Genomic DNA, 15,407 nt, shown 5'->3' with positions numbered 1-15,407 from the left:
ACTTATAAAATGTAAAATACATAAAGGGCGTCGTAAAATAACTTTACGACGCCCTTTCCTATTTCTAATAATTTGATTATTCCCACTCGATAGTTGCAGGAGGTTTGGAGCTGATGTCATACACTACGCGGTTTACACCTTTCACCTTGTTAATGATTTCGTTGGAAACTTTAGCAAGAAATTCGTAAGGCAATTGCGCCCAATCCGCAGTCATTGCGTCCGTAGAAGTTACAGCACGCAGGGCAACAGTATTCTCGTATGTACGTTCGTCACCCATGACGCCTACCGAACGAATAGGAAGCAAGATTGCTCCGGCTTGCCATATCTTATCGTATAAGCCCCATTCACGCATCAAAGTCATATAAATATCGTCGGCATCCTGAAGGATACGAACTTTCTCAGGAGTGATGTCGCCCAGAATACGGATACCAAGACCCGGACCCGGGAACGGATGGCGTTTAATCAAATGCGGCTGCATCCCTAATTCCATACCTACGCGACGGACTTCATCTTTGAAAAGAAGACGAAGCGGTTCTACCAGTTTCAGGTTCATCTGCTTAGGCAGTCCGCCTACATTGTGGTGACTTTTGATAACCGTTCCGGTAATAGATAGAGATTCGATAACATCCGGATAGATCGTACCTTGTCCCAGCCATTTAATGTCTTTCAGTTTGCGGGCTTCTTCGTCGAATACATCAATAAACCCTTTTCCTATGATTTTGCGCTTCTGTTCCGGTTCGCTTACACCTGCCAGTTCTTTGTAGAAGCGGTCTTTTGCATTAACACCGATAACATTCAATCCTAAATGTTCATAATCTTTCAATACGTTTTCAAATTCGTTCTTACGTAGCAAACCGTGGTCAACGAAGATACAAGTCAGATTCTTTCCGATGGCTTTGTTAAGCAAAACAGCCGTTACGGATGAATCTACACCGCCGGATAGAGCCAGAATTACTTTATCGTCACCCAACTGCTCTTTAAGTTCGGCAACAGTAGATTCTATGAACGAAGCAGGAGTCCAGTCTTTGGCACATCCGCAGATATTTAAGAAATTGTCCAGCAGCTTTGTACCATCTGTTGTATGGAATACTTCCGGATGGAATTGTACGCCCCAGGTAGGCTCACCTTCCACATGATAAGCAGCGGCTTTAACATCGTCTGTACTGGCAATAATTTTGAAGTTTTCCGGTAAAACCGTAATTGTATCACCATGAGACATCCATATCTGCGAACCCGTATCGATACCTTTCAGCAATGGATCTTCGCTGTTGATATAGGACAGATTGGCACGTCCGTACTCGCGCGAGTTGGCCGGTTCTACGTTGCCTCCTGATGTGTAAGCAAGGAATTGCGCTCCATAACAGATACCCAATACAGGATATTTTTCTCGTATTTCGCTTAAGTCCGCTTTAAAAGCGCTGGCATCATAAACGGAATACGGACTGCCGGAAAGGATCACACCCTTCACATCGGTTGCGTTATGCGGAAACTTGTTGTAAGGAACAATCTCGCAATACATATTCAACTCTCTGACTCTACGGCCAATCAACTGAGTTGTTTGCGAGCCGAAATCAAGAATAATAATTTTCTCGTGCATGCAATGTCTGTGTTTAATTGAAGTGGGGCAAAGGTAGTAATATTTCGGGAAGCAAGAAAGGTGTGTTCGTAAATATTCTATTATTTTACTATGTTTGTTGTCTCAAAACGATGGGCTTCTATGAACAAAAAGATACTGCAACTGGCTATACCTTCCATTATATCCAATATAACCGTTCCTTTGCTGGGACTGATAGACGTAACTATAGTTGGTCATTTAGGTTCGGCGGCTTATATCGGGGCTATTGCCGTAGGAGGATTGTTGTTCAATATCATCTATTGGAGTTTTGGCTTTCTCCGCATGGGAACTAGCGGAATGACTTCCCAAGCCTATGGAAAGAGAGATATGGAGGAAGCCGTCAACGTTTTGGTACGTGCTGTTAGTGTCGGATTTTCCGTTGCCGCGCTATTATTTATCCTTCAATATCCGATTGAACGCATTGCTTTTCATTTATTAGACACGAGTACGGAAGTGCAACGCCTGGCCACTATTTACTTTCGGATTTGCATCTGGGGAGCGCCTGCCGTATTAGGATTATACGGCTTTGTCGGGTGGTTTATCGGAATGCAGAACTCCCGTTTTCCTATGGTTATAGCTATCGTGCAGAACGTATTGAATATTTGTTTCAGTCTTTTTTTCGTGTTTGTATGCCACATGAAAGTGGAAGGCGTAGCTTTGGGCACATTGCTTGCCCAGTATGGAGGCCTTTTGTTGGCTGTCTTTTTATGGTTGCGTTATTATAAAAAACTAACGGTCAAGCTTCATTTTAAGCAAAGCTTGCAATATCCGGCTATGCGTCGCTTCTTTTCTGTAAACGGAGATATCTTTTTCAGAACGCTTTGTCTGATTGCCGTAACTGCCTTTTTTACGTCTACCGGAGCAAAGCATGGCGATGTTGTGTTGGCTGTCAATACATTACTGATGCAGTTGTTTACTCTCTTTTCATATATCATGGACGGTTTCGCATATGCGGGGGAAGCGTTGTCCGGACGTTATATCGGAGCGCGAAACGAAGTGCTGTTCCGCCGTGCCGTCCGTTTGCTGTTTTATTGGGGAACAGGATTGGCTTTGTCATTTACCTTATTATATGGAATAGGAGGAGAAGGATTCCTTTCCCTTTTGACAAATAACCGTGACGTGATAATAGAGGCAAATACATACTTCTATTGGGTATTAGCCATACCGTTGGCAGGCTTTTCCGCTTTTCTTTGGGATGGGATATTTATAGGAGCAACCGTTACGCGTCCGATGCTTTATTCTATGTTTATGGCTATGGCCAGCTTTTTCGGTATCTATTATATGCTTGAAACAAATCTGGGGAATCATGCACTTTGGTTGGCATTCCTCACTTATTTATTACTAAGAGGTCTCTTGCTGGCGGCCTGGTTCCGTTATTCCAAGAGATTTGCGTTTGGGAACTAAAATTGACATTCAAGTAATAATAAATTTAAGGTCGTTTCTATGTTTTTGTTCCACCGGCATGAAACAAAAGTTTCACCAGCATGGAACAAAAGTTTCACCGGCATGAAACAAAATGAAACAAATCTCCGATAAGTAAAGAGGATGCTTTGCTTGCTCTGTTGCTTACTGTTGTGATAATGGAAGTTCCAGCTTGTGGAATTGATAAAGCCGGAAGTAAATAGTATAGATATATGGAAAGGTTGTGGAAAAGATTCTTTGAAAGAGAAGCTGAAAGTGCTGGAAAAGTAAATCAGAGATAAGGGATTTTTTTGTATCTTTGCCGCCTATTGGTAGAAAATAATAAAATATACATATTGAATTATGTTTGAAAATTTAAGCGAAAGGTTAGACAGATCGTTTAAACTGTTGAAAGGTGAGGGTAAAATCACCGAGATCAATGTGGCGGAAACGCTGAAAGATGTGCGTAAAGCATTGCTGGATGCCGACGTGAACTATAAAGTGGCAAAGAGCTTTACCGATACGGTGAAGACAAAGGCATTGGGACAGAACGTGCTTACTTCTGTAAAACCTAGCCAGTTGATGGTTAAGATCGTACACGATGAATTGGCGACCTTGATGGGAGGTACGGCTACGGAACTGAATTTGAAAGGAAATCCGGCTGTTATCCTGATGTCCGGTCTGCAAGGTTCTGGTAAGACTACTTTTACCGGCAAGCTGGCCAATATGTTGAAAACCAAGAAAAGCAAATCTCCGTTATTGGTTGCTTGCGACGTATACCGTCCTGCTGCTATCGAGCAGTTAAAGGTGTTGGGTGAGCAAATCGGTGTTCCTGTATATGCGGAACTGGAAAGTAAAAATCCGGTGGAGATTGCTCTGAACGCTATTAAAGAAGCGAAAGAAAAAGGCAATGATCTGGTGATTGTCGATACTGCCGGCCGTTTGGCTATAGATGAACAGATGATGAAAGAAATTGCTGCTATCAAGAGTGCTATCCAACCGGATGAGACCTTGTTTGTGGTAGATTCTATGACCGGTCAGGACGCCGTTAATACCGCTAAGGAATTTAACGACCGTCTGGATTTCGACGGAGTTGTTCTTACTAAGCTGGACGGTGATACTCGTGGTGGTGCCGCTCTTTCTATCCGTACCGTAGTAGACAAACCTATCAAGTTTGTAGGTACGGGCGAAAAGATGGACGCGCTGGACGTATTCCACCCCGAACGTATGGCAGACCGTATACTGGGTATGGGTGACATCGTTTCGTTGGTTGAACGTGCGCAGGAACAGTATGATGAAGAAGAAGCCAAGCGTTTGCAGAAGAAGATTGCAAAGAACCAGTTCGACTTCAACGACTTCATTTCCCAGATACAGCAGATAAAGAAAATGGGTAACCTGAAAGAACTGGCATCCATGATTCCGGGTGTGGGCAAGGCTTTAAAGAATGTAGATATAGATGATAATGCTTTCAAAAGTATTGAAGCTATTATCTATTCAATGACTCCTACCGAACGTACTAATCCGGCTGTGCTGAATGGTTCACGCCGTCAGCGTATTGCTAAGGGTAGCGGCACCAGTATCCAGGAAGTAAACAAATTGCTTAAACAGTTTGACGAAACTCGTAAAATGATGAAGATGCTTACCGCAGCTAAACCGGGGGCAAAAAAGCTTCCTTCATTCAAGCGATAAATAACAGAAGGCAATAATATTTATTATGGAAGAAAATCATTATCAGTTACTCGATGGTAAAGCCGTTTCTGCTCAGATGAAGAAGGAAATGGCCGAAGAGGTAGCACAGATCAAGGCTGCCGGTGGTAAAATACCTCATCTGGCTGCAATTCTTGTAGGTCACGACGGAGGTAGTGAAACTTATGTAGCCAGCAAGGTGAAGACTTGTGGGGAAATAGGTTTTAAATCTACACTGATCCGTTATGAAGACGATGTGACAGAAGACGAATTATTGCGCAAAGTAGACGAACTGAACAATGATCCCGACGTAGATGGATTTATCGTCCAGCTTCCGTTGCCAAAACATATTTCGGAGCAGAAAATTATTGAGGCAATTGATTACCGGAAAGATGTGGATGGTTTCCATCCTATCAATGTAGGGCGTATGTCTATAGGACTTCCCTGTTTTGTTTCCGCAACTCCGGCCGGAATTCTTGAATTGTTGAAGCGTTATAATATAGAAACGCAAGGCAAGCACTGTGTGGTGTTAGGACGTAGCAATATTGTAGGTAAACCGATGGCGAACTTGATGATGCAGAAAGCTTATCCGGGAGATTGCACGGTTACCGTATGCCATAGCCGTTCTAAAAACCTGAAACAAATGTGTCTTGAAGCCGATATTATCATTGTTGCGTTAGGTGTTCCGGAATTCCTGAAAGGCGATATGGTGAAGCAAGGCGCGGTTATCGTAGATGTCGGAACTACCCGTATGCCAAGTAGCGTTACCAAAAGCGGATTCAAACTGACCGGTGATGTTAAGTTTGACGAAGTGGCGCCTAAGTGCTCTTATATCACTCCAGTACCGGGCGGAGTAGGGCCGATGACTATTATTTCGTTGATGCGTAACACACTGCTTGCCGGAAAAAAGGCTATCTATAAATGATATTTTAGCGTGATTTTTGAATAAAAACACTTGCGAAATAAAAAAGAATATCTATCTTTGCACCGTCTTAAAGAAATTATCATTCGATAAGATATACATGGTGAATGTAGCTCAGTTGGTTAGAGCATTGGATTGTGGTTCCAAGGGTCGTGGGTTCGAACCCCATCTTTCACCCGCAAAGCAAAAGAGAGTATCTGATGAAGATACTCTCTTTTTTATTTCCGTCCCTCTTCTTTTGATGATCTTTAATTATTGCTTTCCTCTAAATATAATCCATCTCTGGGTAACAGTTTGTCCAGATTGGCTACTCCAAGAGTAACGATAGCTGTAACTGTGGCAGTGTGTTCTTGGTATTCGGGAATATTTTTCGTGTAAAGATCACGTTCGGTATGCCATATTTCTCCATAGCTGAAATTATAGCCTTTAATGTCTTCTGTAGTGAATCCCAACGTGGGCACTCCTTTGATGGCAAACGCGGAGGCATCCGTTCCGCCTGTATGGATGGGACGTTTACGGGGCTCGCGGACTTTTACTTCAAACGGATAGTCGGCACGTATCGTCCGGACAGGTTCGCATATTTTTACAAAGTCGTCGTACATTGCTTGTGGAACAGATATGCCAACAGGAGGTTCCGGTCCTCCGTCACGATTGAACATGTTGGAAATCTTAGGCAGTTTGGATGCGTTGCTTTTTGTCCACGCTTGTGCGCCCAATATCCCGAATTCTTCTCCGGCAAAACCAATAAAGAGGATTGTGCGTTTCGGCTTTGCTCCTGATTGGGCTATCATACGGGCCGTTTCCATCATTGGTCCGATTCCTGTTCCGCAATCAATACCTCCGGTGGCTACGTCGTACGAATCCAAATGACCGCTTACAATAACATATTCGTCCGGATACTTACTGCCTTTTATCGAAGCTACTACATTATAATATTTAATAGGGCCAAGTTTGAAATGGTTGCGTATGTCGAACTCCAACAAGAACTCGCGACGTTCTTTAACCATCTGTTTAATTGTGGCGTATTGATGCTCGTCGAGTTTGATGTCGGGCACTTCCGGCAGGTTGTCGAATGTCGTTTCCGGGTCTTGTAACATCTTCCGGTCGTATAATGCGCGTAAAGGAACTGGCGCGGACTGGATAAAGCCGAGTGCTCCGGCTTCACACATCTCTTTGTAAAACAGACCTGGAAATTCTTCGTAAGGCAACATTTCGTGTTTTGTTCCTTTGGTCCAGTTTTCTTCCATCAGTTCTTTATTTTTCTTGGCTATTTCTTCGTTTTTCTCTTTTATTCCCTGACGAACGGAATCGGCAAAAGCGGAGCGATCTATAGGCCAGCCTTCATTTGTGCCGGATATAAGTACCCAAGCACCTTTCAGACGGCCTTTCATACGATTGAATTCGTTTTGGGTATGAGGTTCAAGTAATACATGGCCACGCTGCAAACCTTTTGTGCCCGAAGTGTATGAAGGGGTAACAAAATGCAGGCTCATGGCATTATCGCCAAGTAACCGTCCGAACCAGGGACCGCGATTGAAACCGACAGGTAAAGTTCCGGCTTCCTGCAATTCAACATCCAATCCCCAGCTCTTAAATTCGCGCACCATCCATTCGGCCGCGTTTTCGTAAGCGTCTGAACCGATAGGGCGTCCGCCAAAACGATTGGTTAAAACGTCAAGATGGTGCATAACCCGGTTGTCGTTCTGCCCGGTCTCAATGATTTTCTTTATGGCTGAATCCTGTGCATGGACAAGAGGAAATGACATGCAGGCTATAGCCGCGAATATGAGTATATCTTTTTTCATATAAGTATTATTTAATGAATACAAATAAAGGGATAAAATCGCGTTATGCCAAATAATAATGCTTTATCCTTTTCGATTCATTGAGCAAAACGATGAAGTTGATTATCTTTTATATACCTTTGTGTCGTAAGAAGATGATGGATGAAAACATTGTGTAATTTAAAGTGGCTAAGATTCGTTTTAGTGGTACTCTTTATGGGTTACTACGTGGGTGGAACGGCCTTTACCCATACACATTATTTCCCTACTTATACCATTACACACTCTCACCCTTATTTGCCGGGTGCTGACGGCTTGCCTCATCACAATCATAGTACGGCCGCATTCAATACGATTGAAGAGTTAACCGAAATGTATATTGAACTGATGCACTACTCATTTCTGGGAGTAATGGCATGGGTTCTTTTGTCCGTATTTATTCAACCTTACAGGAATAGGACGTTCGTAAGGTCTGTCCGTCTCTGCAATTTACGTGATCCCCCGTATGTAATTATGTATCAGTAATAATCTTATTCTATTTTATACATAATTACAGCGATTAAATATGAAACATCTATTACTACTGTTGCTTCCTGCAATAGTTTTGTGTTCTTGCCATACTCATAAAGATGGTGAAGAAGAGGCTTATGCCGTAACATTAAAAGGGGATACTGTCCATATCGGTGAAAAATCTCCCGTATTGTCCAAAATACAAACCGAAGTTGTGAAACTTACTCCTTATCGTATGGAGTTTACTACATCCGGAGTGGTAAAAGCCATTCCTTCTAATTATGCGGAGATCGCGTCGCCTTTTGCGGGGCGTATTACCAAATCGTTTGTTCGCCTGGGACAGAAAGTAATACCGGGCAGTCCTATATTCGAAATTAGTTCTCCTTCATTTTATGAAACAGGCAAAGGATATTATCAGGCTAAACAAGAAATGGAACTGGCTCTGAAAAGTCTTCGCCGTGAACAAGACCTGATACAAAACAAAGTGGGAGTCCAAAAGGAATTGGAGGAAGCAGAGGTAAATTATGAACTGAAAAAGAAAGACTACGAGAATGCTTTGGCTGCCCTTAAAGTCTTCCAGATAAATCCGGATGAACTGGTACTTGGACAACCGTTAGTGGTTCGTTCCCCCATAGCCGGTGAAGTCGTGACAGACCGGATTGTATTAGGGCAATATCTCAAGGAGGATTCTGATCCGATTGCTGTTATTGCCAATCTGGATAAGGTCTGGGTCGTTGCCCATGTGAAAGAAAAGGATTTGGGAATGATATTGGCTTTGGATGATGTGGAAATCCGTCTGGTAGCGATGCCGGATAAGCCTTTCTCCGGAACGATTTATCACATCAGCGAGATGCTTGATGAAGAAACCCGTTCGGTAGAAGTGTTGATAGAATGTGATAACTCTGCCCGTCTGATAAAGCCTGCGATGTATGGTACGGTAAAACTGAGCGATAAAGAAGCTGAAGTGATCCGTATCCCTACTTCTGCTATCCTTCAAGAAGAAAACCAGACCTATGTATTGGTGTCGTTGGGAAATAATAATTATCGTAAGCAGACAGTGGTGTCCGGTCCTACGGAAGATAATAAAACAGTCATTCTTTCCGGTTTGAATCCAGGAGACGAGGTGATTTCTACCGGTGCTTTTTATTTACTTGACGCGCGTTAATAGCTATGAAAAAGATAATTTATACAGCGATACATCGGCGAGGACTGATGTTCGTGTTATTCTTATTTCTGGCCATTGTGGGGTATTATTCGTGGACGCAACTGGCTATTGATGCCTATCCAGACATTGCCGATACTACAGTACAGGTGGTGACGCAAGTTCCCGGCTTGGCAGCGGAAGAGATAGAGCAACAGATAAGTATTCCTATAGAGAGGGCGATGAATGGCCTGCCCGGGTTGAATGTAATGCGCAGTAAGAATACGTTCGGATTATCTACTGTTGTGTTGGTGTTTGACGACGGTATAGATGATTATTGGGCACGTCAACGTGTGCAAGAACGTCTGGTAGATGTAGAGTTACCGTATAATGCTGTACCCGGTTTGAACCCATTGACTTCTCCGACAGGGGAAATCTTTCGATATGTGGTGGAAAGTGACCGCTTGGATTTACGTGAATTGACGGACATTCATAAATGGGTTATTATTCCTCGTTTGAAGCAGGTAACGGGTGTAGCTGATGTGAGTAATTTCGGCGGTATCACTACACAATACCAGATAGAGGTGAATCCAAATAAAATGGAAGAATATAACATTACACTGGCTGATATTACTGAGAAGATCGAGAAAAACAATGTGAATGCCGGTGGTAGTATGTTGAGCCATGGTGATCTGAGTTACGTAATCCGGGGTATTGGATTGGTGAAAGATTTGGAAGACCTGGGACGTATCGTGATCAAAACAGTGAATGGAGTTCCTGTCTATTTGAATGATATAGGTAAACTGAAATATGGTAATCTGGAACGTAAAGGTGTCTATGGTTTTACGGATAATAAACGCGACTACTCCGATGGTGTGGAAGGTGTGGTTCAGATGCTTCGCGGCGAAAACCCTTCTCAAGTGCTGGATGGTGTGCATGCGGCTGTAAACGAGTTGAATGACGAAGTTCTTCCGGAAGGAACTCATATACATGTGTTCATGGATCGTACGGACTTGGTTAATACTACTTTGCACACGGTATCACATACTTTGTTTGAAGGAATGGTATTGGTGGTTCTTGTGCTTATTCTCTTTTTGGGTAGCTGGCGCGGGGCTTTGCTGGTGTCGCTTACCATCCCGCTTTCGTTATTGATTGCTTTTATACTGATGCAGATCACTGATATTCCCGCCAATCTGCTTTCGTTAGGAGCAATAGACTTTGGTATATTGGTAGATGGGGCTATTGTGATGATGGAAACGATATTGAAGAAGCGTGAGCGTCATCCGGACGAAATACTTACCGAAGAATCTATCTTGCGTCGTACAACGGAAGTGGCACGTCCTATTTTCTTCTCTACATTAATTATTATTACGGCTTATGTTCCCTTGTTCGCTTTTGAACATATCGAACGGAAATTGTTTACCCCGATGGCATATACGGTGGGATATGCTTTGCTGGGTGCTTTAAGCGTCGCCTTGTTCCTGATACCGGGACTGGCGTTTTATGCCTATCGGAAGCCGCGTAAAATATATCATAACCGTTGGTTGGAGAAACTATCCGCAGGTTATCATAACCAAACGGTGCGGTTAATGGAAAAACCGAAAAAAGTGATAGCTCCGTTGATCGTCATACTTGTGGCGGCAGGTGTATTAAGCTATACGGTGGGAAAAGATTTTCTTCCTCCGTTGGATGAGGGAGCGATCTGGATACAGGTACAATTGCCTCCGGGTATTTCTATTGAGAAATCGAAGGAAATGGGTGCGGAGCTTCGGAATGCGATAAAGCAGTTTGATGAAGTTTCTTATGTCATGACTCAGGTTGGGCGTGATGATGAAGGAGCTGAGGCATTTTCTCTTTCCCATATTGAATGCGGAGTAGGATTGAAACCATATAACACCTGGAAATTCGGGAAATCGAAAGCTGATCTGATAGAAGAAATGGCACAGAAGCTTTCTACCATGCCCGGCTATTCTGTTGGTTTCTCTCAGCCCATTATTGACATGGTTATGGACCAGATTGCCGGTGCTCATAGTGATTTGGCATTGAAAATATACGGCGATGATGTTACGGAAACGCGCCATATTGCAGATAAGGTGGCTAATGTATTGAAAGCCATTCCCGGAGCTGCCGATGTGGCCGTTGATCAGGAACCGCCTCTTCCGCAGTTACAGATTATTGCCGATCGTGCCCGTATAGCCCAGTATGGCTTGAACGTATCGGATGTCGCTGACCTGATAGAATTGGCTATCGGCGGCGCTTCTATTTCCCAGATATTTATAGGAAGTAAAAGTTATGATGTTATTTGTCGTTTTGATGATGCCAGCCGTAACTCCCCTGAGCGCATCGGTAATTTATTGCTCACTACGGATAGCGGAACTAAAATACCCTTGTCTCAGGTGGCTGAAATCAAGATGACTACCGGCGCCAGTACCATTACCCGTGAAATGAATAAAAGGCATTTAACCGTTCGTGTTAATTTGCGGGGAGTGGATTTGACGGCTTTCCTGAATAAAGCGAATGATGCCATTGATAAACAAATAAAATATAACCATGACGAAGTTCATTTAAAGTGGGCCGGTCAGTTTGAGAACCAACATCGGGCTTATTCCCGTTTGGCGGCGGTCGTACCGTTGGCATTGGGAATTATGCTGCTTTTACTCTTTGCCGCTTGTGGAAAGTTCCGTCAGGCAGCTCTGATGATGAGCGTAGTCCCGTTAGCATTGTTTGGAGGTATGTTGGCCCTGAATGTGCGGGGAATGACCTTGAATGTCTCTTCTGCTGTCGGTTTTATTGCCCTTATCGGTGTGGCTATCCAGAATGGAGTGATTATGATTTCACATATTAATAACTTGCGTAGTCGAGGGCGGGAATTGAAAGATGCTGTAATAACGGGAACGAAACACCGTTTTCGTCCTATATTAATGACGGCTACGGTTGCTGTATTAGGATTGCTGCCGGCTTCACTTAGTACGGGAATTGGTTCGGATGTACAGCGTCCGTTGGCTACGGTTATTGTATATGGGTTAATGTTTGCTACGGTTATAACTCTTTACGTATTGCCATCTCTTTACTATATGATAGAGAAACATTATTCCCAAAAAGATGTCATACAGGAAGATTGTAAATTGAAGGATGAATAATATGAAATATTATATGGTATTAAGTGTATTGTGCTGCTTCATGTCAGTGCAGGCACAGACGTTAGTTCCGGTTAACTATCGCCAATATATGGAAAAGGTAACGGCCGGAAATCTGGAATATGCTGCCGAGAAACTGAATGTAAACGTATCTGAGGCCGGGATCGTTGCTGCAAAGGTCTTTAACGACCCAAACCTTTCTGTCTCATATTCCAATAATGAAGACCATACGTTGCAGATGGGACAAAGCGTAGAAGTGGAGCTTAGTAAAACTTTTTCATTCGGTAAACGAGGGGCCGGTATTGCCCTTGCGCGTAGTGAAAGCGAATTGTCAAAGGCTTTGCTTGCCGATTATTTCCGTAATTTGCAGGCGGATGCTACTATCTCTTATATGGGAGCTCTTAAACAAAATGAACTGTATAACGTGAAACAGAATGCGTATGATAATATCCGAAAGCTGGCGGAGAGCGATAGTATCCGTTTTAGTTTAGGTCAGATTCGTGAGATAGACGCTATGCAAAGTCGTGTAGAGGCGGGTATTTTGCATAATGAACTGGTGCAAGCCGGTGCAGAGTTGCATAATTCTTTTTCGAATCTGAATCTGCTGATGGGTACTTTGAGCCATGATACATTGTATCAGCCAAAAGCCGCTTTGCATACGGATTTACGTACATTTGTTTTGGATGATCTTATTTCAACAGCAAGTGAGAATCGTACGGATTTGGTGGCTGCTTTGAAAAATAAGGAAGTAGCTTCACGAGAATTGAGGGTTGCCCGTCGTGAACGGAATACGGATGTGGATTTGTCTATTGCGGTAAGCCGTAATAACAGGGTTCGGAATGAGGAAGCTCCTGCGCCTCCGTTTACGGGAGTGACGGCAGGTATAGCAGTTCCATTAAAGTTCTCAAATTTTAATAAAGGAAGTGTGCATGCTGCCCGTTTCCGCGAACAACAGGCTGAGTTGCAATATCAACAGGCGTTGCTTCAAGTACAGACGGAAGTGGTACAGGCATATCGTAATTACCAATCTTTTGCCGATCAGGTCAAACAGTATGAGAACGGATTGCTTCGACAGGCCCGTGAAGTGATAGATGGTAAAATTTATAGCTATAATAGAGGAGAGGTTTCTTTGTTGGAAGTATTGGATGCCCAGCGTACTTATGATGATGTACAGGCCCAGTATATAGAGACGCTTTTTAATTATAGTGCCGCTTATGTGGAATTGGAAAGAAGTGCCGGAATATGGGATGTTGAGTTGTAGAATGAAAAAGAGTGTTTCCTTAAAGAAACACTCTTTTTTATTTTTTGTTTTTACAGAAATGATGTATGTGATTGAATAATAATTATTTTTGCATTGGAAAAAGTAAACATCAAGTATGATATTTTATTTCACAGGAACGGGAAACTCGCTTTGGGTCGCTAAAGCATTAAGAGATATATTCGGAGGAGCATTGATTTCAATGAAAGAAGAATGGGATAAAGGTTCTATGAACCATCAATACTCTTTGGAGAAAGGAGAAAAAGTGTTTCTGGTTTTTCCCATACATGCGTGGGGACTTCCTGTGTCGGTTCATTGGTTCATTCATTTTTTGACTCTGGACAATTACGATGGCAATCCTATTTACGCTGTTTGCACGTGTGGCGACGATTGTGGATTGGCTGATAAAGTGTTGCGTAAATATTTGAATATAAGAGGACTTTCTTTAACGAAAGCCTATTCTGTTCAAATGCCTAATAATTACATTCTGTTACCTGGCTTTGATGTGGATTCGGAAGAAGTGCAACAACGGAAATTGGAGAATGCACCTAAACGGATTTCTGCCATTGTAGATGATATAAACGGTAATAGAAAGGCTTCGCTATATCATCGGGGATGGGCTGCATTCTTGAAGACTCGGGTTCTCAATCGTCTTTTCTTCAAGTTTATGCGCCGTAATGATTTTTATGCAACGGACGCCTGTATTTCTTGCGGCCAATGTGAAAAGATGTGTCCGCATGATGCAATATCTGTGGAAAAGGGAGAAAAACCTGTATGGGAATATGTTTGTATCCAATGTTTGGCTTGTATCCACCGTTGTCCCGTGCGAGCTATAGAGTATGGCAAAGTAACACTGAACAAAGGACGTTATCATCATCCTGATTATAAATAATAAATAGATTTGTGTATGAAGCAATTAATAATGATTGTCTTGGCAAGCCTGTTAATGGTTGGCTGCCAAGAAGCCTCGAAAGGCTATGTGATTAATGGTGAAGTGGAAGGTATGTCCGATGGCGAGATCTACCTGAAATCTTTCCGCAACAAAATGTTTTTTGATGTCGATACGGCAGAGGTAAAAGATGGAAAGTTTACTTTTAAAGGCGAAGTGGATCAACCGTTGTTATATGGCTTGGCTACCGACCAAATGGGATATCCCCAGTCTTTTTTCTTGGAAAACGTAACGATGAATGTTAAGTTGGATGCCGATGGAAAAACTCTTACAATAGAGGATTCTCCGATCAACACCCTTTTCTGGGAAAATGCCGAGAAAGTTTTTGAGGAAGGATATAATATTGATAGCCTTGTTTCCAGATATCCGAGTTCTCCGGTTGCTGCTTTTTACCTGTATCGTTATTTTACATATCAGTTACCGTTGGATGGTTTGAGAGAAACACGAGCCAAACTTTCTCCTTCATTGGCAAATTGCCCTTATGTTAAGGATCTGGATGGAATCATTAAGCAGTTGGAACATGTACAGATTGGTCAGGTCGCACCTGAGTTTTCTTTGCCGGATACAGCCGGAGTAATGGTTTCTTTATCTGATTTCAGAGGTAAATATGTATTGTTGGATTTCTGGGCATCTTGGTGTCCTCCTTGTCGTCGTGAAAATCCGAATGTAGTGAAGGCATTTCAAAATTATAAAGATAAAGGCTTCACGATTATCGGTATATCGTTGGACAAAGACAAGAATAAATGGATGAAGGCAATTAGTGATGATAAGCTAACCTGGACACATCTTTCCGACTTAAAATATTGGGATTCGGAAATTCCTGCTCTTTATGGAATTCGCGGCATTCCGGCTAATGTATTGCTTGATCCGAACGGGGTGATCATTGCCAAGAATATTACAGGTGAGGAGCTTCACCGGAAATTAGAGGAAGTGATAAAATAGATAACCGATATTTCCTATTGTATTTGCTCTTATTAGCAAAAAAGAAAGGCTGTCTTGTAAAC

Annotated in this window: 11 protein-coding genes and 1 tRNA gene; 10 read left to right on the top strand and 2 right to left on the bottom strand. The window is 42.7% G+C overall.

All coding sequences use genetic code 11. From position 1 onward, the window contains the following. Positions 1-76: 76 nt before the first annotated feature. Positions 77-1,597 (bottom strand): glutamine-hydrolyzing GMP synthase, encoded by a 1,521-nt coding sequence (gene guaA, locus C1721_RS00710; protein WP_102406231.1) that lies wholly within the window; start codon positions 1,595-1,597, stop codon positions 77-79. Positions 1,598-1,717: 120 nt separating this feature from the next. On the opposite strand from guaA, the gene C1721_RS00705 reads away from it, so the two are divergent. The 4 genes from C1721_RS00705 to C1721_RS00690 all read left to right on the top strand — a co-directional run bounded on the left by C1721_RS00705 (position 1,718) and on the right by C1721_RS00690 (position 5,802). Next, entirely contained in the window at positions 1,718-3,019 is a 1,302-nt protein-coding gene (locus tag C1721_RS00705; RefSeq protein WP_102406229.1) for an MATE family efflux transporter, read from the top strand. Between the two features lie 360 nt (positions 3,020-3,379). Continuing rightward, positions 3,380-4,705: a signal recognition particle protein gene (gene ffh / locus C1721_RS00700; RefSeq protein ID WP_102406227.1), complete on the top strand. Its 1,326-nt coding sequence runs from the start codon at positions 3,380-3,382 to the stop codon at positions 4,703-4,705. Positions 4,706-4,730: 25 nt separating this feature from the next. Beyond that, positions 4,731-5,627: a bifunctional methylenetetrahydrofolate dehydrogenase/methenyltetrahydrofolate cyclohydrolase FolD gene (gene folD, locus C1721_RS00695; RefSeq protein WP_102406224.1), complete on the top strand. Its 897-nt coding sequence runs from the start codon at positions 4,731-4,733 to the stop codon at positions 5,625-5,627. A 99-nt stretch (positions 5,628-5,726) separates the two neighbouring features. Continuing rightward, a tRNA-His gene (locus C1721_RS00690) sits at positions 5,727-5,802 on the top strand. A gap of 70 nt (positions 5,803-5,872) precedes the next feature. Here the strand turns inward: C1721_RS00690 and C1721_RS00685 are convergent. Further along, complete coding sequence (locus C1721_RS00685) at positions 5,873-7,429, bottom strand: M28 family metallopeptidase (protein WP_102406222.1); 1,557 nt, start codon at positions 7,427-7,429, stop codon at positions 5,873-5,875. A gap of 141 nt (positions 7,430-7,570) precedes the next feature. On the opposite strand from C1721_RS00685, the gene C1721_RS00680 reads away from it, so the two are divergent. The 6 genes from C1721_RS00680 (at position 7,571) to C1721_RS00655 (ending at position 15,345) form a co-directional block, all read left to right on the top strand. After that, a complete protein-coding gene (locus C1721_RS00680; RefSeq protein ID WP_102406220.1) occupies positions 7,571-7,933 on the top strand; it encodes a hypothetical protein in 363 nt (120 codons plus the stop codon). A gap of 40 nt (positions 7,934-7,973) precedes the next feature. Next, on the top strand, positions 7,974-9,083 hold the full coding sequence (locus C1721_RS00675; protein WP_102406218.1) for an efflux RND transporter periplasmic adaptor subunit: 1,110 nt from the start codon (positions 7,974-7,976) through the stop codon (positions 9,081-9,083). A 5-nt stretch (positions 9,084-9,088) separates the two neighbouring features. Further along, positions 9,089-12,199 (top strand): efflux RND transporter permease subunit, encoded by a 3,111-nt coding sequence (locus tag C1721_RS00670; RefSeq protein ID WP_102406216.1) that lies wholly within the window; start codon positions 9,089-9,091, stop codon positions 12,197-12,199. A gap of 1 nt (position 12,200) precedes the next feature. After that, positions 12,201-13,457 (top strand): TolC family protein, encoded by a 1,257-nt coding sequence (locus C1721_RS00665; protein WP_102409171.1) that lies wholly within the window; start codon positions 12,201-12,203, stop codon positions 13,455-13,457. Positions 13,458-13,572: 115 nt separating this feature from the next. Next, on the top strand, positions 13,573-14,346 hold the full coding sequence (locus C1721_RS00660) for an EFR1 family ferrodoxin (RefSeq protein ID WP_102406214.1): 774 nt from the start codon (positions 13,573-13,575) through the stop codon (positions 14,344-14,346). A 15-nt stretch (positions 14,347-14,361) separates the two neighbouring features. Then, positions 14,362-15,345, top strand: coding sequence for a TlpA disulfide reductase family protein (locus C1721_RS00655; RefSeq protein WP_102406212.1), 984 nt, complete (start codon positions 14,362-14,364; stop codon positions 15,343-15,345). The last annotated feature ends 62 nt before the right edge of the window (positions 15,346-15,407 follow it).

The sequence above is a fragment of the Parabacteroides bouchesdurhonensis genome (assembly GCF_900186615.1).
GTDB lineage: Bacteria > Bacteroidota > Bacteroidia > Bacteroidales > Tannerellaceae > Parabacteroides > Parabacteroides bouchesdurhonensis.
This window is presented reverse-complemented; position numbering and strand designations above follow the sequence as displayed.

What these genes read in the sequence shown, in the direction of transcription:
- guaA (WP_102406231.1), bottom strand. Translation starts at nt 1,597, where the DNA reads ATGCACGAGAAAATTATTATTCTTGATTTCGGCTCGCAAACAACTCAG.
- C1721_RS00705 (WP_102406229.1), top strand. Translation starts at nt 1,718, where the DNA reads ATGAACAAAAAGATACTGCAACTGGCTATACCTTCCATTATATCCAAT.
- ffh (WP_102406227.1), top strand. Translation starts at nt 3,380, where the DNA reads ATGTTTGAAAATTTAAGCGAAAGGTTAGACAGATCGTTTAAACTGTTG.
- folD (WP_102406224.1), top strand. Translation starts at nt 4,731, where the DNA reads ATGGAAGAAAATCATTATCAGTTACTCGATGGTAAAGCCGTTTCTGCT.
- C1721_RS00685 (WP_102406222.1), bottom strand. Translation starts at nt 7,429, where the DNA reads ATGAAAAAAGATATACTCATATTCGCGGCTATAGCCTGCATGTCATTT.
- C1721_RS00680 (WP_102406220.1), top strand. Translation starts at nt 7,571, where the DNA reads ATGAAAACATTGTGTAATTTAAAGTGGCTAAGATTCGTTTTAGTGGTA.
- C1721_RS00675 (WP_102406218.1), top strand. Translation starts at nt 7,974, where the DNA reads ATGAAACATCTATTACTACTGTTGCTTCCTGCAATAGTTTTGTGTTCT.
- C1721_RS00670 (WP_102406216.1), top strand. Translation starts at nt 9,089, where the DNA reads ATGAAAAAGATAATTTATACAGCGATACATCGGCGAGGACTGATGTTC.
- C1721_RS00665 (WP_102409171.1), top strand. Translation starts at nt 12,201, where the DNA reads ATGAAATATTATATGGTATTAAGTGTATTGTGCTGCTTCATGTCAGTG.
- C1721_RS00660 (WP_102406214.1), top strand. Translation starts at nt 13,573, where the DNA reads ATGATATTTTATTTCACAGGAACGGGAAACTCGCTTTGGGTCGCTAAA.
- C1721_RS00655 (WP_102406212.1), top strand. Translation starts at nt 14,362, where the DNA reads ATGAAGCAATTAATAATGATTGTCTTGGCAAGCCTGTTAATGGTTGGC.